Annotated in this window: 18 protein-coding genes; 7 read left to right on the top strand and 11 right to left on the bottom strand. The window is 42.5% G+C overall.

The genetic code is table 11. From position 1 onward, the window contains the following. Positions 1-16 precede the first annotated feature (16 nt). Positions 17-1,423, bottom strand: coding sequence for a glycoside hydrolase family 30 protein (locus AC1DUD_RS17955; protein WP_477376808.1), 1,407 nt, complete (start codon positions 1,421-1,423; stop codon positions 17-19). Positions 1,424-1,698: 275 nt separating this feature from the next. Here AC1DUD_RS17955 and AC1DUD_RS17950 point away from each other — a divergent pair, with 275 nt between their 5' ends. Beyond that, positions 1,699-2,070, top strand: a complete 372-nt coding sequence (locus tag AC1DUD_RS17950) for a response regulator (RefSeq protein WP_477376806.1) — start codon at positions 1,699-1,701, stop codon at positions 2,068-2,070. A 271-nt stretch (positions 2,071-2,341) separates the two neighbouring features. Here the strand turns inward: AC1DUD_RS17950 and AC1DUD_RS17945 are convergent, their stop codons facing one another. The 4 genes from AC1DUD_RS17945 to AC1DUD_RS17930 all read right to left on the bottom strand — a co-directional run bounded on the left by AC1DUD_RS17945 (position 2,342) and on the right by AC1DUD_RS17930 (position 7,684). Continuing rightward, positions 2,342-3,919: a M1 family metallopeptidase gene (locus AC1DUD_RS17945; protein WP_477376804.1), complete on the bottom strand. Its 1,578-nt coding sequence runs from the start codon at positions 3,917-3,919 to the stop codon at positions 2,342-2,344. Between the two features lie 177 nt (positions 3,920-4,096). After that, positions 4,097-5,425 carry a signal recognition particle protein gene (ffh, locus tag AC1DUD_RS17940; RefSeq protein WP_477376802.1) on the bottom strand — a complete coding sequence of 443 codons (1,329 nt, stop codon included), beginning with the start codon at positions 5,423-5,425 and terminating at the stop codon, positions 4,097-4,099. Positions 5,426-5,495: 70 nt separating this feature from the next. Beyond that, positions 5,496-6,188 (bottom strand): response regulator transcription factor, encoded by a 693-nt coding sequence (locus tag AC1DUD_RS17935; protein WP_477376800.1) that lies wholly within the window; start codon positions 6,186-6,188, stop codon positions 5,496-5,498. Beyond that, positions 6,176-7,684 carry a sensor histidine kinase gene (locus tag AC1DUD_RS17930; RefSeq protein ID WP_477376798.1) on the bottom strand — a complete coding sequence of 503 codons (1,509 nt, stop codon included), beginning with the start codon at positions 7,682-7,684 and terminating at the stop codon, positions 6,176-6,178. Before AC1DUD_RS17930 ends, AC1DUD_RS17935 begins: the two co-directional genes overlap by 13 nt. Positions 7,685-7,812: 128 nt before the next feature. On the opposite strand from AC1DUD_RS17930, the gene AC1DUD_RS17925 reads away from it, so the two are divergent. Next, a complete protein-coding gene (locus AC1DUD_RS17925) occupies positions 7,813-9,015 on the top strand; it encodes a DUF3738 domain-containing protein (protein ID WP_477376796.1) in 1,203 nt (400 codons plus the stop codon). Positions 9,016-9,018: 3 nt separating this feature from the next. On the opposite strand, the gene AC1DUD_RS17920 is transcribed toward AC1DUD_RS17925, so the two are convergent. The 6 genes from AC1DUD_RS17920 to ruvX all read right to left on the bottom strand — a co-directional run bounded on the left by AC1DUD_RS17920 (position 9,019) and on the right by ruvX (position 13,922). Continuing rightward, entirely contained in the window at positions 9,019-10,041 is a 1,023-nt protein-coding gene (locus tag AC1DUD_RS17920) for a DUF3078 domain-containing protein (RefSeq protein WP_477376794.1), read from the bottom strand. A gap of 130 nt (positions 10,042-10,171) precedes the next feature. After that, positions 10,172-10,957, bottom strand: coding sequence for a peptidase associated/transthyretin-like domain-containing protein (locus AC1DUD_RS17915; protein WP_477376792.1), 786 nt, complete (start codon positions 10,955-10,957; stop codon positions 10,172-10,174). Between the two features lie 163 nt (positions 10,958-11,120). Further along, positions 11,121-11,957, bottom strand: coding sequence for a glucosaminidase domain-containing protein (locus AC1DUD_RS17910; RefSeq protein WP_477376790.1), 837 nt, complete (start codon positions 11,955-11,957; stop codon positions 11,121-11,123). A 64-nt stretch (positions 11,958-12,021) separates the two neighbouring features. After that, positions 12,022-12,561, bottom strand: a complete 540-nt coding sequence (locus AC1DUD_RS17905) for a glucosaminidase domain-containing protein (RefSeq protein ID WP_330861148.1) — start codon at positions 12,559-12,561, stop codon at positions 12,022-12,024. A 3-nt stretch (positions 12,562-12,564) separates the two neighbouring features. Continuing rightward, positions 12,565-13,203: an O-methyltransferase gene (locus AC1DUD_RS17900; RefSeq protein WP_477376787.1), complete on the bottom strand. Its 639-nt coding sequence runs from the start codon at positions 13,201-13,203 to the stop codon at positions 12,565-12,567. A 308-nt stretch (positions 13,204-13,511) separates the two neighbouring features. Next, a complete protein-coding gene (gene ruvX, locus AC1DUD_RS17895) occupies positions 13,512-13,922 on the bottom strand; it encodes a Holliday junction resolvase RuvX (protein WP_477376785.1) in 411 nt (136 codons plus the stop codon). Positions 13,923-14,087: 165 nt separating this feature from the next. Between ruvX and AC1DUD_RS17890 the strand changes: the two genes are divergently transcribed. The 5 genes from AC1DUD_RS17890 (at position 14,088) to AC1DUD_RS17870 (ending at position 19,091) form a co-directional block, all read left to right on the top strand. Then, the gene (locus tag AC1DUD_RS17890; protein WP_477376782.1) at positions 14,088-15,233 is read left to right on the top strand and encodes a DNA polymerase III subunit; all 1,146 of its coding nucleotides are present in this window, start codon (positions 14,088-14,090) and stop codon (positions 15,231-15,233) included. A 2-nt stretch (positions 15,234-15,235) separates the two neighbouring features. Next, on the top strand, positions 15,236-16,756 hold the full coding sequence (gene ricT, locus AC1DUD_RS17885; protein ID WP_477376780.1) for a regulatory iron-sulfur-containing complex subunit RicT: 1,521 nt from the start codon (positions 15,236-15,238) through the stop codon (positions 16,754-16,756). After that, on the top strand, positions 16,753-17,235 hold the full coding sequence (locus tag AC1DUD_RS17880; RefSeq protein WP_477376778.1) for a gliding motility lipoprotein GldH: 483 nt from the start codon (positions 16,753-16,755) through the stop codon (positions 17,233-17,235). Before ricT ends, AC1DUD_RS17880 begins: the two co-directional genes overlap by 4 nt. 283 nt (positions 17,236-17,518) lie before the next feature. Further along, positions 17,519-18,802 carry a tetratricopeptide repeat protein gene (locus AC1DUD_RS17875; RefSeq protein ID WP_477376776.1) on the top strand — a complete coding sequence of 428 codons (1,284 nt, stop codon included), beginning with the start codon at positions 17,519-17,521 and terminating at the stop codon, positions 18,800-18,802. Positions 18,803-18,863: 61 nt separating this feature from the next. After that, positions 18,864-19,091, top strand: a complete 228-nt coding sequence (locus tag AC1DUD_RS17870; protein WP_477376774.1) for a hypothetical protein — start codon at positions 18,864-18,866, stop codon at positions 19,089-19,091. Positions 19,092-19,656: the final 565 nt, after the last annotated feature.

Raw genomic sequence — 19,656 nt, 5'->3', positions numbered from 1 at the left:
TCTGAACCCGTTTATACTACCAGATATATGTTCCAACCGAACCTTTGTCAAGCTTAACTGCCAATACTTTCCCCTGGCATTTGATATTGAAATCCTGCGCGCTATCGCCGGTATTGGCTACGATAAGCACTTTTTTGCCATCGGGCGTTTTAAAGGCCACGTTAGGCAAAGTATCTGAACTGTTTGATGCTATACGCACCGAACCCGGACGCACAAATTTTGAAGCATGCGCTACCGAATAGTAGGCAATATTTTTCTTCACCTCGTTTTTATCAATAGTAACCGCACCCTGGCATGAAGGGCAGCCACCTCTGTCGGTATACGGCTTATATTCCGGGTCGGCGGCAAGGTTCCATTCCAGCACATTACGGCTCCAGTTACGGGTAGCACCAATGATGAGGCTTTTTACAGGCCAGGCAATGTTGATGGTGCTTTGATTTTCAGGCTCAACGGTCATCTGTTCGGTAAAGTAGATGTTTTTATCCGGGTGCGCATTGTGCACATCAGTAAGCGCCGAGATATCGCCGCCATACAGGTGAAAGCCTGAACCATCTACATATTTACGGGCAGCCGGGTCATTTAATATCGAGATAGGGTAGTCGGGCCTGTCGGCATTATGATCATAAACAATAATTTTTGTTTTGATGCCTGCGGCCTTAAATGCCGGGCCAAGATTGTTCTTGATAAAATCAGCTTCATCTGGTGCAACCATCAGCAAGCTAGGGTTATTACCAGGGTGCAAAGGCTCATTCTGAATGGTGATGGCATCGATATTGATCCCGTTGGCTTTCATGCCCTGGATATATTTAACCAGGTATCTGGCGTAAACCGGGTAGCAATCGGGTTTTAGCCGACCACCTCGGGTATCATTATTGGTTTTCATCCATGCCGGTGGCGACCATGGCGAGCCCAGGATCTTAATTGCCGGGTTTATAGCAAGGATCTGTTTCATTACCGGGATCACATCGGTCTTATCCGGGCCAAGGTCAAAGTGTTTTAACGTTGGATCGGTTTGGTCTCCGGGCATATCATCATAAGAGAACACTTTCTCGTTCAGATCAGATGCGCCAATGCTCAGCCTTAAATAACTGATGCCAATATCGTTCCCGGTAACGGCAAAAAGATTTTTAAGTAAGGCTGCACGGCTATCGGCACTCATACGGATGATATGCATGGCGCTGCCCCCGGTTAATGCAAACCCAAATCCATCTATCGGCTGGTAATGCTGCTTGTCATCAACCGTAATAGTAGTACCGGCGGCTTCCCCCGTTTTAAATGTAAGCGGCTCTTTTTGCTGCTCAAAAAGTACCGACCTATCGGCCTTGGTAAGCCATAAGCTTGCCTTTGTTGTTTGGGCGTTTATTGTAGCGGCCGGACCAAGCAGCAAGGCACCCAATAAAATAGATTTAATTTTCGTGTTCATGAAACAGAGTTTACAGGTATATTGTTGGTGTAACAGGAATTAATAAGGCTGTTTGAATTGGATAGGTAAAAATATTACTGTTTTCAATATAAAGCAGTAATTAATCGGTTACAAAGTCAATAATTGAGTTTTGTAGTAGTTAAGAAGTGGTCTTTTATGCAAATAATCCGCGTAGAGACGACTTAAAAATCCGTTTAAACACCATAAATTTAATTAGCAATTTAAAACATTTGGTTTTATGAAAAGATGTTTATAAATTCACGTACAACTATCTCATGAATACTTCACACAAAAAGATTGTCATATTTGATGATGATGAGGACATCCTATCTATTTGCAGTTATATTTTAGAGGAACAGGGATGGGAAGTATACACCTTTAGCGATTGCAATAACATCATTGAAAAAGTTTCGGGTATTTTGCCCGATGTTATCATGATGGATAACTGGATCCCTGATTCGGGCGGGATCATTGCCACGCAAACCCTCAAAAAAACAGATGTCCTTAAAGAAATACCCGTGATTTATTTTTCGGCCAACAGCGATATCCAGATCCTGGCCAACGACGCCGGTGCCCAAAGCTATTTAGCCAAGCCTTTTGACCTGGAAGACCTGGAAAAGGTAATCAATAGAGTGATTGCGGCGTAGGTTGGAGAGAGCCAAGAAGAAAAAACTCCGGTTCGTGCGATTCCCCTCTTGAGAGGGTCCTCTTTTAAATCTTATTACTACAAAAAAATCCAATTGTCATTTCGACGAACTAGCTGAGGAATGCGTGGGGGAGGTGAGGAGAAATCTTATACACCCTACTCTAAATCTTGCATAAGGTTCTACCTGGCGTAGAAGATTTCTCTTTCGCCCCCTTGTTCAGGCCCTCACAGCTCTATCGAAATGACATTTTTATTTTTAATCTTTTTTTTACTTATTTCTCCTCAAACGATGCCAACAGATTCACATTCGGATCAATCTTAACATCAACAGGCTTGGCTTTTACTTTAAATTTTGCTGTAGCTGATTTTTCTTTTACCGGCACAGTCAGCAATTGCCCGTCAGCAGAAACCTCTAACGACAGATTGTAAACATATTCCTGGCTCTGGGTTACATTTATAGCAATGGTACTGTCTTTTTCATCATACTTCCAGCTAACAACCAGGTTGGGGTGCCCTGCCGTGCGCAGCCATTGGGTAAAAAACTGTTTCAGATCTCTACCGCTGGTCATTTCCATAACTTTCCTTAAATCATCGGTATTGGCATTGCTGCCCTGGTATTTGGAATAGTAATTTCTTACCCCTTTCCAAAAAATATCATCGCCCAGTTTACGCCTTAGCATATGCAGTACCCAGCCGCCTTTTTCATAGCTGTTAGCATTAAGCAACTGCATATATTGTGTTTTAACGGCAGTATCAACAACAGGGGTCAATCGTTTCTTTTCAAAATCGAGTACCTTTTTGCGGTCGGCTTTTAAGCGCGTTTTTAATGTATCAGCACCGTATTTGTTTTCGAGATAGAGGTTAGTCATGTAGGTAGCAAAACCTTCGCTTAGCCACAGGTGACCGAAACTTTTTTCGCTTGCCCCATCGCCAAACCATTGGTGGGCAATTTCGTGCGCCATTAGTTCCTCTATCTCCGGGCTTTTAACCGACTCTTCAAAGTAGAATATAGCGCTGGCATTTTCCATTCCGCCAAAAATGGTTTTCGATTGTACATTGGCCAGTTTTTCATAGCTGTAAGGGCCTACATTTTTTATGAAGTAGGGGAGAATGTTTTTAGCCACCGCATAGCTTTTAAACCCAGCCTCCTTACTTTCCGGAAACACATAAGTAAAAACCGGGATGCCATTAACATCTCCAGGGCGATCAACCGCAAATTCGGCTACGCCAATAACCATCACCTTAGTGGGCAGCGCAACGGTTTCAACCCAATGGGTAAGTTTCAGGTTTCTGTCGAGTTGTTTTTCTTCTGTTTGCAAACCATTTGATACTACCTGGTAATGATCAGGCGCAGTAACAATAAAATCAACCGGGGCTTTATCGGCAATATTATCAACGCAGGGCAGCCAGTTATGGGCCCGGTTAGGCCAGTTATCACCAAAAAAAGTCCGGTGACCAAAAGCATTGGTTGAGATGATCAAGCCATCAGCCGGAATACCGTTGTAGCTTATGGTATAATCGCGGGTATTCCCTTTGTATGCGCGGGTATTAATCTTTAATTGTTCATCATCCTGTGTAAACTTTACCGGCTTTCCATTTTCAGTTACTGCAGATACCAGCATACCCTTTCCCTCCGCGTTCTTTTTTACCAGGTCAAGGTTAAATCCCTCCGCTCCATTCAAAAACTTTACCGAAACTGTGGCTTTTCCTTCTATGTTATTGTCGGTATCATTCAATTTAATATCAAACGTATAATGTTTAACATCAATCGTTGCCCCGGGAACCTGTGCAATGGCCGGTATAGCAAAAAAAGTTGGTAACGATAAAAGAACTAAAAATATCCTGCGCATATGCTTCCTTCAGTTTGTGGTGTTCTGCAACAAAGCTAATAAAAACACGCTTCGTTAGGTAATAGTTAAAGATATATTGAAGTAAGGTAAATGCTATTTGTTGCTGTTTTATTTTCGTTAAAACAAAATGCCCCTTGTTTGGCAAGGGGCATTCTATAATTCAGATTAAACGTTACTTTACATCTTCGGCATCCGGCGCATCATGTTGGCCATGGCGGCAGGGTTGCTCATTTGCTTCATCACCTTTTTCATATCATCAAACTGCTTCATGAGGCGGTTTACTTCCTGCAAATCTGTACCCGAACCTTTGGCTATTCGGTTACGGCGGCTTTGATTGATTGTTTCAGGGTTTTCCTTTTCAAATGGAGTCATCGACTGTATAATTGCTTCGATAGCTTTAAACGCATTATCATCAACCTCAACATCCTTCATCATTTTACCTACGCCCGGTATCATGCCCATCAGATCCTTCATGTTACCCATTTTCTTGATCTGCTGGATCTGGCTGTAAAAATCGTTAAAGTCGAATTTGTTTTTGCGGATCTTCTTCTGTAACTCGGCGGCTTCTTTCTCGTCAAACTGCTGTTGCGCACGTTCAACCAAGGATACCACGTCGCCCATGCCCAGGATCCTCGATGCCATACGATCAGGGTGGAAAACATCAAGCGCTTCCATCTTCTCGCCGGTACCAATGAATTTGATAGGCTTGTTAACAACCGATTTAATAGATAACGCAGCACCACCGCGGGTATCACCATCCAATTTGGTCAATACCACACCGGTAAAGTCAAGGCGGTCATTAAACACTTTAGCGGTGTTCACAGCATCCTGACCAGTCATGGAGTCGACCACAAACAGGATCTCGTGTGGTTTTACGGCATCTTTTACCTGCTCAATCTCCACCATCATGGCCTCGTCAATAGCTAAACGGCCGGCGGTATCGATGATCACTACGTTATTTCCGTTTTGCTTAGCCTGGGCTATACCTTCGCGGGCAATAGCAACCGGGTCTTTTGAGTCGCGGTTGGCATAAACAGGGATGCCTATCTGTTGGCCTAATACCTCCAGCTGGTCAATAGCCGCAGGGCGGTAAATATCATCAGCAACCAGTAAAGGCTTTTTATTACGTTGTGTTTTTAAGTAGTTGGCCAGCTTACCGGTAAAGGTTGTTTTACCGGCACCGTTCAAACCGGCAATGAGGATGATGGTAGGCGTAGCCGATAAATTCAGATCGGCAGTGGTCCCGCCCATTAGTTCTGTAAGCTCATCGTTCATGAGCTTGGTAAGCAGCTGCCCAGGCGAAATAGATGTTAATACATTATTACCAAGCGCTTTTTGCCTTACATCGTCGGTAAATGCTTTGGCGGTTTTATAGTTAACGTCGGCATCAAGAAGAGCCTTGCGGATCTCCTTCATAGTTTCGGCCACGTTTATTTCAGTAATTGATCCCTGACCCTTTAGGACTTTAAATGCCCTGTCGAGTTTATCCGAAAGATTTTCAAACATTATGATAAAAAACTTTAATCTCTTTTGTAAGAATGCAAAGGTATGATTTTGAACTATATTAAATAATTACTTAATAGATTAACTTGTAGCCACGCCCACGAATGTTAAGGATGCTTACCGATGGGTCGTCTTTTAAATAACGCCTCAGCTTAGTGATGAACACATCCAGGCTTCGGCCGCTAAAATAATCGTTGTTTTGCCACAGGCTTAACAATAGCTCATCGCGATTAAGCAGCTGGTTTTTATTCATGATCAACAGGTTAAGGATCTCGCTTTCGCGAGTGGTAAGCGCACGGCTAATGCCCTCAAAATTAAGCTCCCCCTGTGGATAATAAAACCGGTACCTGCCCATTTCAGTTACCCCCGTACTTTTATTTATCACCAGCCGGTTTTTACTCAGCAAAACCCTGATCCGGATAATGAGCTCCTCCAAACTAAATGGTTTTTTTAAATAGTCGTTACCGCCGCTTTCAAAACCTTCAACAACATCCTGTGGTAATGACCTGGAGGTTAAAAAAATAACGGGCAAATCTGTATCAACATTCCTGATCTGCCGGGCAAAATCAAACCCGCTTCCATCTGGAAGCATTACATCAAGCACAATAATATCAGGTTTGTTGTTGTAATAAACCACTTTTGCGCCGGCAACAGTATCGGCATGAACCACTTCAAAACCACGCGATTGCAGGCTTTCCTGCACAATTTCGGCCAGTACCGGTTCGTCTTCAACCAGTAAAACTTTAACGCTGCTTATAACGGCCATGCCAAACTAAATATCGTCCCCTTACCTGGTTCGCTTTCTATTTTGCACCAGCCCTTGTGCCGCTCCACTATGCTTTTTACATAGTTTAGCCCAAGGCCATGCCCCTTTACCTTGTGCTGGTTTCCGGATGGTACCCGGTAAAACTTTTCAAATACCATTGGCAGGTCGGCAGCGGCTATTCCTATTCCGTTATCCTTTATCATCAGAATTAAAAAGTCACTTTTTATGTCAACACTTACTTGTAACTGAACTTTGCCGCCCGAATACTTAAGCGCGTTATCAACTATGTTATTAACCGCATGTTCAAAATACAGATCGTCGGCCATTATAGTGTTTATCCCTGTGTTGTTTATATAGTCCCAATTAATCTCTTTTCCGGACAACGCAACCGTACAGGTTAACAGTTCGTTTATTTTAGCGTCGATATCAACAGCTTCAGGCTTTATATTAAAATCCAGGCTTTCGTACATTGAAATGCTTAATACCCTATCTACCAGGCCGGCAAGTTTTTCGAGTTCGCTTTTTGAATGAGAGAGATAGCGCCGGGCTTTTTCAGGATCATCAAGCACCCCAAAACCAGTCAATGCTTCAATTGCAGCCGAAGCCGTGGCAATCGGCGTTTTAAATTCATGGGTAATATTACTGATGAAATCGTTTTTGATGGCCGATAACCTCTTTTCCTTAAATAAGGAATGCAATAAGTAAATAAGGCTAAAAGCCACCAATGCAATAAGCAATAGTGAACCTGCAAACATAAGCCCCATGCGTCCAACAATGTAAGAAAACGGATTACTGAACATCGCCCTTACATATTGTTCTTTCCCTGTTTGCTTGTAAGTGGGATACGCTTTTGTAACGATAGGATAGTGGGAAAGCAGTTTTTCATTAAAATGGCTCCGGTTCATTGTGCTGTCTGCTTCGCGCAAATAAAAATGAAAAGGGATGTCGATATTTCTGTCCTTCAGATAATGTACAAGCACAGGTCTTAGCCGTATAGTGTCAAAATCATATTTATTAACGTTATCAACCATGAAGCCACCGAGGTTCTGAGTACGATAGTAAACCACGTGATTTTGCAGGTCCTCGGTGCGCAAGGTGTAAGCAAAACGCCTGGCAATTGTCCATTTAAAGGTAGTATCCCCTGGCATTAATGCCTTATTAACGCCGCGGAAGCTTAATGCCGACGATGAAAATTTTTGCCCCGGCTTATGGGCATTTGCGATGGTAAAAATGTGTTTCCCTTGTATTGTATCAAACTGGCTTGTAATCCTAAACTCGGTTGTATCCATCAGCCGTTTGGCAATTAATTGCTGTATAGTATCGCAACGAAGACTAAACTCTTTTTTCAACGCATCCTCAAAAGCCATGTTCACCTCTTTTTCAAAAGTGGCCTGGTTTACGGCATAGTAATTTTTCACCCAGTAAAATTGCAGCAGTAAAACCATTGCTATGGCAATGGCGCACACAACAATAACAAAACGGGTACTTTTCGGCATAGTCAAATGTAAAACATCGGCATTAAATATACCCGGCCGTTAACATAATATAACGTTAGTTAACCTGCCCGATAACACGGTTTTATTTTCATCCACGCCATTTTTGCGGGTATAAATCTGTATCCATAATGAAAAAAATATTTGTTATCCTTTTATCGGCCTTGTGCTTTTCGGTATCGGCCCAGCAAACTTTAAAAACCGGCGATGCTTTCCCGGCTATCGTAATAAGCCCGGTGATCAACGCCCCGGTAACCCAGGTAAACCTCAAAGACCCGATCAAGGTACCATTTTACATTTTAAGCTTTTGGGGAACCTGGTGCAGCCCCTGCATTCCCGAAATGGATGCTTTGGCTAAACTGCAAAAAGCAAATGAAGGCAAAATCCGGGTGATCGCCATTTCCAACGAGCCGGTTGAACGGTTAAAAAAATATTTAATAAAAAAGCCTTCGGCCCTATGGCTGGCCAGCGACACCACCTTTTTTTTATACAAAGCTTTCGGGCTTTCGTACGTTGGGCAAAGTGCCATCATCAACAGCAAACACCGGGTGGTAGCACTTGTTAAAACCGATTCTGTAAATCAGCGGCTTATCAACAACCTTTTAGCCGGTAAAGCAATTATTTCTTCGGCCGAAGTAAAAGAGGTTCCTGTAAACAATAGTAAAGACATTTTTGGTGTAGATAGCACTATTGCCGAAAGCTTTACGCTTCGCGGTTATATGAAAGGACAACAAAGCATGGGCAGGCATTATCTCAATGCACCATACAATGGCAGGAGAGTAAGCTTCGTCAACGTTTGTGCTGATGTTTTATATAAAGATGCCTTCGACATTACCTCATCTAAACAGATCGCTTACGAGATGGATAAAAAAGAGATATGTGATTTTGATAATAAAAACTCCCTTTATTGTTTTGACCTGTTGGTTAAGCCGGAAGATAAGGATAGCCTTAACAGCATCATGCAAAAAAAGCTGCTTGCATCCCTATCCATAAAGGCCCGGGTAACCGAAAAATTAATCCCGGTTTATGTTCTCAGGGTACATCCTGGTGAAAAATTGGCTTTCCCGGTATCAACGCAAAATAAATCAATGGTCAGTTTTAGCGGGGAGGGGTATAACGGCACATCTGTGTCTCTGGCAAATTTCGCGAAGGATTATTTAAGCAATGACCTTGATCTTCCGGTTGTGGACGAAACCGGACTGAAAGAAAAATATGATATTAAAACAACTGTCGATGTTCGTACACAAGCGGGGGTAATCCAGTCTGTAAACAAGCTCGGCCTTATACTGGATAAGGCCGAACGCAAAATGAGTGTATTAGTGTTTTACAAATAACTGCTACGGAAACCTGTATAGCATCCCCAACCCAATACCTTCATAGCCCTGGGCGGCGGCGGCGGTGTGTTTATCGTAAAGCAAAGTGCCGTTAACTGTTGCACTGATGAGCCTGTTAACCTTTGCCGATAATACCAAATCGACACGGTGTGTGATAAACTTGGGCGATTGCGCATAGGGGATAAATAGTGCGTAACGCGTATTAAGGTGAATGTTTTTGGCAATATCTTTATCAAACAGGGCTACAATCTGGAATGCGAGGTCATTTTTAACGGTCTTTAGGGTATCCACACCGTAGTTATCGGGCTTCTTGATGTGGATCTTATCATCAAGTACAAAAGTTTGCCTTGCGGTACCAGTACCTAAACGCAAATCGAACCAACCTGTAGGCTTATACTCAAAACCGATAGATTCGGTTAAATAGCCCGGTGACATGAAGTTTGAAATATATTGCTGATCGAACTTGCCGTTACCAAGATCAACATAATTAAAGCCTTTATCAAACTGCGACTCGAAGGTCAACGCACCGAAGAAATACCAGCTTTTTGATAATTGCGAGGCCACTTTGTTATCAAAATAGATACGGTCTTGCGTTTTACGCTTACCCTGACCCTTGTTTTTTGATACACCATAAGTAAGGTTAAGCTCCGATACATAACTGAATGGAGCCTTGTTATATTCGGTGTGATAAATAAAATTGGAGCCTAATGCCACTGCACTTACACCACCAGCGGCATAATTGCTGCTGAATGCCGACTGGCTAAAGTTTAACCCAAAGGTGACGGCTTTTTTCCAGTAGTTTATTTTATAATCAAGCATGGTAACGGGTACCATTTCGCGCTGAATTTGTATAGGGCGGACCCGGGTGGGGATGGCGTTTTTGCGGGAATTGATCCGGTATTTATTGAGTACTGCTGTGTCTATTTTAACAGTGTCTTTTTTCAGGGTATCTGTTTGTGCTTTTACTGAAAAAACACACGTGACTGATAATGCGAGTATTAGTAATCCCGGTTTTGTTTTTAACATAGTAAACAAATTAAAGCAAAAATCTCCTTTTTTACCTACAATAAACAAAAATGTTGCCCCTGGGTTTAATCAGGCTAACAAGTTTTGGCCAAAAATATTGGAATTTTTGAATACTAAAGTGAACCTTTTATTAAGATTTAGATATACTGTCGCGACCAAGATCTCTCTTGCTGTCTTCGGGTGTAATGAGGGGGGTAAGGGAATATGGCCGTTTTTTATACTTTAAAAAGCGATTGAGGTTTGTTTTAATGGAGGCTATAAATTCATAGTCGCTGGCGGTTTTTACCAAATAATAACCGGGCCGGTACCGCAACATGAAATCGGTAAGCTGCTGATCTTTTAAATTGGTTATAGCGCCAACATAAGTGCGGTTAAAACGATAGTCGATAACGTTTTGCTGGTAATCTTTTTCGATAGTTTCACGCAGATGGGCAGCATTACGCCCGCTTCGGCTTAGGGCGTTGTAAATGGCATCAATGCTTAATCCTGCGCCACCAGGCCCAAAACTTAGCAGATCCTTGCTATTTAGCGGACCGAAGATCTTAGTGTAATCATTCTTAGTTGCCGCCAGGCGCTTTAGCGGATTAAGCAAGGTATCGCGTACAACAACCTCTTTGAGTTGTATCGCCGAACGTTTCATATAAACGGCAAGTGATTCGTCGTTTTGCACTTTTAAAGTATCAGGGAGATGATCAAACTTGGTAAAAACAAGCACATCGCCGGGTTGGGCTTCTATCTTGAACTCGCCTTTAAAAGTATTGTAAATGGATTTGCCTGAAGTGATATTTTGAACGTTTACCTTAGCTATGCGGTCCTTACTGTCTTTATCAAACACAACTCCGTCAACCGTTTTTTGCTGGGCAAAAACTTCAGTCGCGGGCAAGGCCAAACATATGAAAAGCAACCACAGTTTCATTGAGGAGGCAAAAATACGTGTTGCGTAGCGGGTGATCATACAATTTAACAACAATTAACCTTTTGAGAAAGAGTCAAGATGTCAGGAATCAAGAATTAAGGCAGTTTTGGAGATCCTTTCTCTTACCATCTTGACTCTTGGTTCTTGCTGTCTTGCCTCTTGTTTACTTCACGACGACAAGCTTCTGGCCAATTTTAATGCCAATGTCACTCATGCTGTTTAATGCTTTCAGGTCGTCGATAGTTATTCCAAAACGTTTAGATATGTTGTATAGTGTATCGCCCTGTTTTACGGTGTAGATCTTATCGTCGGGCGGGGTTTTGGAAAGGGTATCTTGTGCGGGTTTATTGATGTTGTTATTAATTTGGGCCAATACGCGGTCTTCCCGTTTAATTTTAGCTATTTCACCTTCAGGACGGTCATATTGGGCAAGGTTGTACTTTTCGATGATATTGATCAGCAACTGCGGATAATTAGGATTGGTTGCATATCCGGCTTTTTTTAAGCCGAAAGCCCAGCCTTTATAATCATCCTTATCCAACTCAAAAAGCTTGGCGTAATTTTTACGTTTCAGAAAATTAGAGTGGTCGCGGAAAGAATCTTCCGGGTTGTCATAAACGCGAAAGCAATCGTTCACGTTGTCATCGTCCTTATAATAGCTTTTACCCGTCCAGTCGCTGGTGCATTTTATGCCGAAGTGATTGTTGGCATATTTAGCCAGATCGCTGCTGCCCCCACCGGATTCAAACAAACCCTGCCCAAGGGTAATACTCGCAGGGATACCATACTGGTTCATTTCCTGTATAGCTATAGCCTTAAAGCGTTCAATATATTCTAACGAAGTGTATGATTTGTAGTTGGCAACGGCGTCCTTATTTGCTTTTTGGATGCTATTGTTATTCCGCCGGGCATCGCGGTTTGATACGGTCGACGTTTTTTTACGGGCAGAGCACGAACTGAAGCAGGCGACAGCAATAAACAGGTATATAATTTTTCGCATTATGCTTAAATCTTATTGAGTGGCATATAAATAGGGGCCAAATTAAGATTTATAAACGTAAATATTATTGTTTAGTTGTCGCGTCGGCTAATTGAGTTTGGGTTGCCGGATTTTCATCAAGTTCGTTAAGGTCATATTTATTAATAATGCCTAATACCTGCGCGGCCCATTTGCGGCTACCTGCATAACCAGCACGTTGAATACCTTTTGCCCATCCTTTGTAATCATAATGGGTTAGCGCGTCGGCCAGGTGACTGAACTGTTTGCGCTCGGTCATGATGCGTGCAAAATCCTGGAATGAGTCAAAAACCGAATCGTAACGCTTATATGAAGTACGAACTTTTTTATTGTGTTTGGTATAAACTACAGTGTTGTAACCTTTTACTCCAAATTGATTATTAAGGTTTTGTGCTATTGTGCTGTTACCGCAGCCCGATTCGTGCATGGCCACACCTAAAACGATGCTTGCAGGGATCCCGGTTTCATGCATGATGCGAATGGCATCATCTTTGAATTTATCGATGTAGGATAATGAGGTATTTTTCTGTGCTGAAGCAGCTAATGTTGAGATCAACAGTGTTGTAATCAGTAAGATTTTCTTCATAATTTATTTTTTTCTGATAACCAGCAGCCCATCGCGTACCGGCAGGATTAATTTTTCTATCCTGCTATCAACAGCTATCTGGTCATTTAGTTTGCGAATTCCTTGTGTATCGGCATCTTTTTCGGGGCCATACACCTTTCCTTTCCACAAAACATTGTCAATTATTATTAATCCTCCGGATCTGACTTTGTCAAAAACTAATTCAAAGTAAGTATAATTATTCTTTTTATCCGCATCTATAAACACCAAATCGAAAATATCTTCCTGTAAATCAGCAATAATAGTCTCTGCCGGCCCAAAATGCAGCTTTATTTTATTTTCAACATTTGTTAGTTTAAGGTGTGAAGTGATGATCTCCTCCATCTCGCGATTAACTTCAATGGTATGGAGAATGCCATCCTCGGCCAAACCTTCGGCCAGGCAAATAGCCGAGTAGCCTGTGTAGGTACCTATCTCCAGGATGCGTTTAGGCTGCACCATTTTGCTCAAAAAACTAAGCAGCCTGCCCTGGTAATGTCCCGATAGCATGTTAGGTTTTAACACCTTCATATGCGTTTCGCGGTTGAGCTTTTTAAGCGCTTCCGGTTCCGGGTCGCAATGGTCATCTAAGTAAGCCAATAAGGCATTAGGGAGAATATCCATGGGGGCAAATGTACGGAATTTTATTTTAGTCCTCTTTCTATGGCGTTTTCAAGTGAATAACAACACTTTTAAATCCTTTTTAAAAACAGTAGCTCAAAATAAGTACAGTAAAAAAAGCGTCATTGCGAGGTACGAAGCAATCCCAAACTATACAGGGCAGACCTGCTAATAGGGGATTGCTTCGTACCTCGCAATGACGCTTCTATTTTGCTTTTAACCGCTTTAAATCTATTTAATATCATTTTCTCCGAACGGAGAAAATGGTCAGCTGCATCATAAAGGAAATTTATTAATATTCTCAAGATCGATTAAAATCTCGTTCCCATCCAACTCTGCAATAATATCACCGCCGATATCGTATCCACCAATTCCTTATTTTGTCGGTTCTTTTTGTTCATACCACTTTGAGCAATAGTTGCCGACGCCATTTTGGAGGTAAAGCGCTCATCAACCATTTCGACGGGCATTTCAGGGAAAGTTTTCTTTAACAGGTTCACAAAGCCTTTTACATGCGGGGCCGATTGAGAGGGTGTATTGTCCATCTGCTTAGGTTCGCCTACAATAAAACGCTCAACCTGTTCTGTTTGGAGATATTTTTTTAAAAACTCAATGATATTATTAGGGTGGATATTATCAAGCCCGGTAGCGATGATCTGCAGGGGGTCGGTAACTGCAATGCCAATGCGCTTGGTTCCGTAATCAAATGCCATTACTCTCATTTTGTAAAGATATGAGATGTGGAATATAGATTTGAGATTTAGCTCTATCATCTCTACAAATCAGATGAAAATTATACATGATATATCTTTTCTTTACTGTCAAAAAATATTCCTGTCTCATATCTCACATCTAAAATCTCATATCTAATTACTATTTTGCACCAAATGCAGTTTAAAGAAATAGTAGGACAGGAGGCAACCAAGCAACGATTGCTTAACACAGTGAGCGAGAACCGGGTAAGCCATGCGCAATTATTTTTAGGCCCTGAAGGTTCGGGTAGCCTGGCGCTTGCTGTTGCTTATGCTCAGTACCTTTCCTGCGAAGATAAACAGCCGGATGACTCATGCGGAGTATGTTCTTCATGCCGGAAGTATCAGAAACTGATGCATCCTGATCTGCATTTTTCCTATCCTTTTTTTGCTAAACATAAGGACGATACCGCGCTTACTTTTATTGAGCAATGGCGTGGGGCTTTAACTACCAATCCTTATTTAAGCCTCGATATTTGGCGAGGATACCTGGATGCAGAAAACAAACAGGCCAACATCAACATTGCCGAATGCCACCAGATCATCAAGAAATTAAGCTTTAAGCCTTTTGAATCGGAGTATAAAATCCTGATCCTTTGGCTGCCCGAATACCTGGATAAGGAAGGGAACGCATTGCTTAAAATTATTGAAGAGCCGCAGCCCAATACGCTGTTTTTATTGGTTGCTCAAAACCAGGACCAGATTCTGAACACCATATTATCGCGTACGCAACTGGTTAAAATACCACCGCTTGAGTATGATGAAATTAAAGAACATTTAATAAGTGCCCATCACCAAACCGAAGAAGCGGCTGCCGAAATGGCTTACCTGAGCAACGGCAACATGACCGAGGCTTTAGCCATGCTGCAACAGGATAACAAAAGCTACCACGAGCTGTTTGTACAGTGGCTTCGCTATTGCTTTGGCAATAAGGGCATTGAGGTTATGGCCTTTGTTGATCAGTTTGCCAAAATGGGTCGCGAAAACCAAAAGAACTTTTTGCGTTACGGAACCAGCTTTGTTCGTGAATGCTGTTTGTTGATTGCCGGTGCAGGAAGCCTGGTGCATTTACCGGCGAAAGAACTGGATACGGCTCAAAAAATGAGTAATGTGTTGAGTATAGGCAAATCGCAACTGATCATTGACGAGCTTGAAAAAGCACATTATCATGTGGAGCGTAACGCTAATCCTAAAATCTTATTTTTAGATGTATCTTTACAAATTATTAAAATACTAATTAATAAAAATGTCCCTGCGGGGAATCAATATATGCCAAGTTAATTATGGGATGTGGAAGTTGCTCAACAGGTGGCGGATGTTCGCCTGCGGGCTGCAAAAGTAACGGCAGTTGCCTTACTAATGGTTGCAGCAAATTAGATGTTTACGATTGGCTGTCGCATATGGACATGCCAACTAACTATAAGCCTTTCCAGGTTATTGAAGTTAAGTTTAAAGGCTCGCGCAAGGAGTTTTATTTAAACCACGATAATATTTACCTCGAAGCCGGTGAACTGGTGGCTGTTGAAGCAACTACCGGTGGTTATGATATCGGCCACATTTCGCTTACCGGCGAACTGGTGCGGATGCAAATGGTGAAACGCCACGTTAAGGAAGCCGATGTAGTAAAAAAGATCTACCGCAAAGCTACCATTGCTGATGTTGAAAAATGGAAAGCCGCCAAGGATATGGAATGGGAAACCATGCACAAATCGCGCAAGCTGGCGCTTGATCTTAACCTGAGCATGAAGCTGAGCGATGTAGATTACCAGGGCGATAAAACCAAGGCAACATTTTATTATACGGCCGAAGGCCGCGTTGATTTCAGGGAACTGATCAAAAAAATGGCCGAAACCTTCCGCATCCGTATCGAGATGAGGCAGATAGGCATGAGGCAGGAAGCAAGCCGTTTAGGCGGCATAGGCTCATGCGGCCGCGAATTGTGCTGCTCAACCTGGCTTACCGACTTTAAAACGGTATCTACTTCAGCTGCCCGCTATCAAAATCTTTCGTTAAATACGCTGAAGCTGGCCGGCCAGTGCGGCAAGTTGAAATGCTGCCTTAACTACGAGTTGGATACTTACATGGATGCACTTAAACACATCCCTGATAATGTAAACATACTCAGAACACAAAAAGGTGATGCCCGCCTGCAAAAAACCGACATCTTTAAAAAACTGATGTGGTTTAGTTACCCCGGCGAAGAATCATGGGTTCCGCTGCCGATAAAAAAGGTTAAAGAGATCCAGCAGCAAAATAAAGATGGCGTGATCCCTGAAGACCTGGGCGAAATTGTTGAAGTGGAAACAGCACCCTCAAAAGTGCTTGATTACGAAAACGTGGTTGGCCAGGATAGCCTTACCCGTCTTGACGAGCGCCGTAACAACAATAAAAAGAAGAACAAAAGCCGTAATAAAAACCAGAAACCCGGAGGCCAGGCGCAAGCCGAAGGCAAACCTGCCAATCAGCAGCCTCAGCAGGGATCAGGTAATCCGCAGGAAAAACCGGCCCAACAGCCACGTCCTGAAGGAAACCGCCAGCCGCAAAACAACAGGCCTCAGGGAAACAGACCTCCACAGCAAAATAAACCACAAGGAGAGGGCCGGCCACAGGGTGAAGCCAAACCGCAAAGGGAGGGCAGGTCACAGGGTGAACCAAGACCGCAAAGGGAGGGCAAACCACAGGGCGAACCGAGACCACAAGGAGAGGGAAAACCGCAGGGAGAAGGCGGCAGTAATAACAACAGACGCCGCAGGCCAAACCGGAATAATAATAACAACAACAATCAACAGGCAAAACCTGAATGAAACGGGCTTTAAATATACTTTACCCGGCAGCATTGTTATTGATAACAATGCTTGCCGGTTCCTGTACCGATCCTAATAGCATCATTGATACCAACACCGAAATTACCGATCATAACTGGTCGTACGTTAACCGCGTAAATTTTGATGTTAAAATTGATGATGAAAAGGCCGCCTATAACCAATACCTTAATTTACGGGTAACAGGCAACTATAAATACTCCAACATATTCGTGATTGTTTATCAGATCACGCCTGATAAAAAAACGCAGACTACCCGTTTTGAAGTAAAGCTGGCCAACCCCGATGGCGAATGGCTGGGCAAAGGGTCAGGTAATTTATACAGTTACCAGGTACTTTTGCGCAAAAATTATCACTTCCCGGCAAAAGGTGTTTACCGTTTTCAGATAGAGCAAAACATGCGCGATAACCCACTGCATGAGATCAGCGATGTAGGTTTAAGGGTAGAAAAAGCTCAGTAATTTAAGCAGTTTAAGGTAACTGTACAGGACGTTTGATTTCCCTGTGGGTATCATGTACAACTCTTTTATCATTAAAATAAATTTTACAGCATGCGCCTGTGTTGCTGCTTCGTAGCCTTTTGTTAGCACGAAGTAAACAGCATGCTTATCAATCCCGTAAATCAACGGCTTGATAATTTATTTTATTTGTGAATCTCCTTAGCGAACAAATTCGCTTTTAGCATATCGATAATCAGAACCTAAAATAAAATATTATTTTTATCCTGTTTATTCTTTATCACAAATGAAAAAACTGCTTTTCGCTACCCTTTTTGTTCCTTTACTTGCAGGAGCTCAAACCAACACTGATAGTTTAAAATACATCAGCAGCGTTAAATATTATACTAAAGCTCTTACTCAGGAGCCAAACAACGCCGACTACTATCATAAACGTGGGGCTGCCTATTTAAACCTTGATAATTTTAAAGACGCGCTTGATGATCTGAACAAAAGCATTTCGATGGATGTAAAAACCGAAGAAACTTTTTTTGATCGCGGTCGTACCTATTTTGCCCTTAAAGACTATGACAAGGCCATTGCCGATTATACTAAAGCCATTGCGCTGAAGAAAGGCAATACCGATGCCTTTTATAATCGCGGATTGGCCAAACGGCAAAAAGAGGATTATAAAGGGGCTCTCCTTGATTACAATCAGGCAATCCTCTTAAATCCCAAGGATCCGGATGCATTTATTGAGCGCGGAATTTGCAAAAAACACCTTGAAGATTATAAAGGGGCGATTGCCGATTATACCAGGGCAATAGCGTTTGATCCAAAAGAAACCGATCCTTATTATAACAGAGCGATCGCAAAAAATGCTTTGAAAGACTACAAAGGAGCAATTGCCGATCTTGACCTTGTGATATCAAAAGAACAGAATCGCTCAGATGCCTACTTTGCAAGGGGAAATGCAAGGCGAAAACTTGGTCTCTATAAAGATGCGATTGCTGATTATTCTGTATATATCAATCTTGAACCTGGCGATGTGGACGGTTACAATAACCGGAGTTTAGCCAAAATAAACATGGAAGACTATTATGGTGCCAAAGAAGATGCTACCAAAGCTATCGCTATTGATAATAAATTTTCGGCCCCATATTATAACCGCGGGTTAGCCGAGGACGGTTTGAATGATCCTAACTCATCTATAGATGATTATACACAATACATTGCGCTGGAGCCTAAAGACACTGATGGTTATTTAAAACGCGGCAATGCTAAATTTGATCTTGAGGATTATAAAAATGCTATGGTAGATTACAACATGGCGATAAAAATCGATCCTCAATATTCAAATGCACTTTATAACCGTGCCCTTTGCAAAAGAAACCTTAATGATTATAAAGGGGCTATAGCCGATTACAACCAGGTTTTATTATTGGATCCAAAAAATGACGATGCCTATAATAATCGTGGTTATGCGAAACATTTACTTAATGACGATACGGGCGCCTGTACCGATTTCAATAAAGCTGCTACACTTGGCAATAAACTTGCACCGGATAATATCAAAAAGTATTGCAAATAGTCTTTAAGGCATCTTAAGAACTTATATCACACAACATTGTTAACCACATTAAACAACATCCATGAAAAAAATATTTGTTTTGTTTTTTGCAACAGGTGTAATCCTGAGTTCCTGCCACAGCTCCGAAAAAAATACTACCCGTCAAAACGATAGCAGCGCAGCTAAAGGCAGCGGCGGCCCGGCCGATTCAGCCAAAACTACGCCCGGCAACAGCGCCGCTACACCTAATTCGTCGGATACTACCACGCTTGGCGCTGACACCGATTCGGCGGTACATCCGGTACATTAATATTTACTATCTTAATAGTATGTAAATCTCTGTCCTTTAGAAGCATATTAACATTACAAGCTTAGGCCTGTCACCCTGAGCTTGTCGAAGGGTCGCGCGCAGAGGCCTACCCGCCATGCTTCGACAAGCTACCATAACATAATTTAAAAAACGCTTGTCGTCCTGAGGTACGAAGGATCTTCTTCAACAAGCATGACCGCTATACAGGGCGAAGAAGATGCTTCATTCCTACCCATGACATAATAAATGAAGGATGTTCGCGTCAGCAGGTAAGCTTCGGGTGAAAGCGGGCAGAACAATGGTGGCCTTGTGCGCGGGAAGGGGCATAGCAAGTTTTTGCAGAAGCRTAGGGAGCGCAGCGGGGCAAAATAATTGCAGCCCGTGGTTCTGTCCGGTTTGCAGGGCAAAGGCCTTGTGCGCAAAGAAGCCTACCTGCTGACTTGACTTTTTGGATACTTTTGTGTCAAGACAAAAGTATCTGGCCCCGCGCGGCCAAGAGCTCGACGATGTAAGTCCATAGAACAAAGATCGTTACCTGCCTGTCGGGGATTGCTTCGTACCTCGC

The organism is Mucilaginibacter sp. P4_A11, from assembly GCF_056402535.1.
The sequence above is the reverse complement of the archived record's forward strand: the minus strand, read 5'-3'. Positions and strand labels throughout refer to the sequence as shown.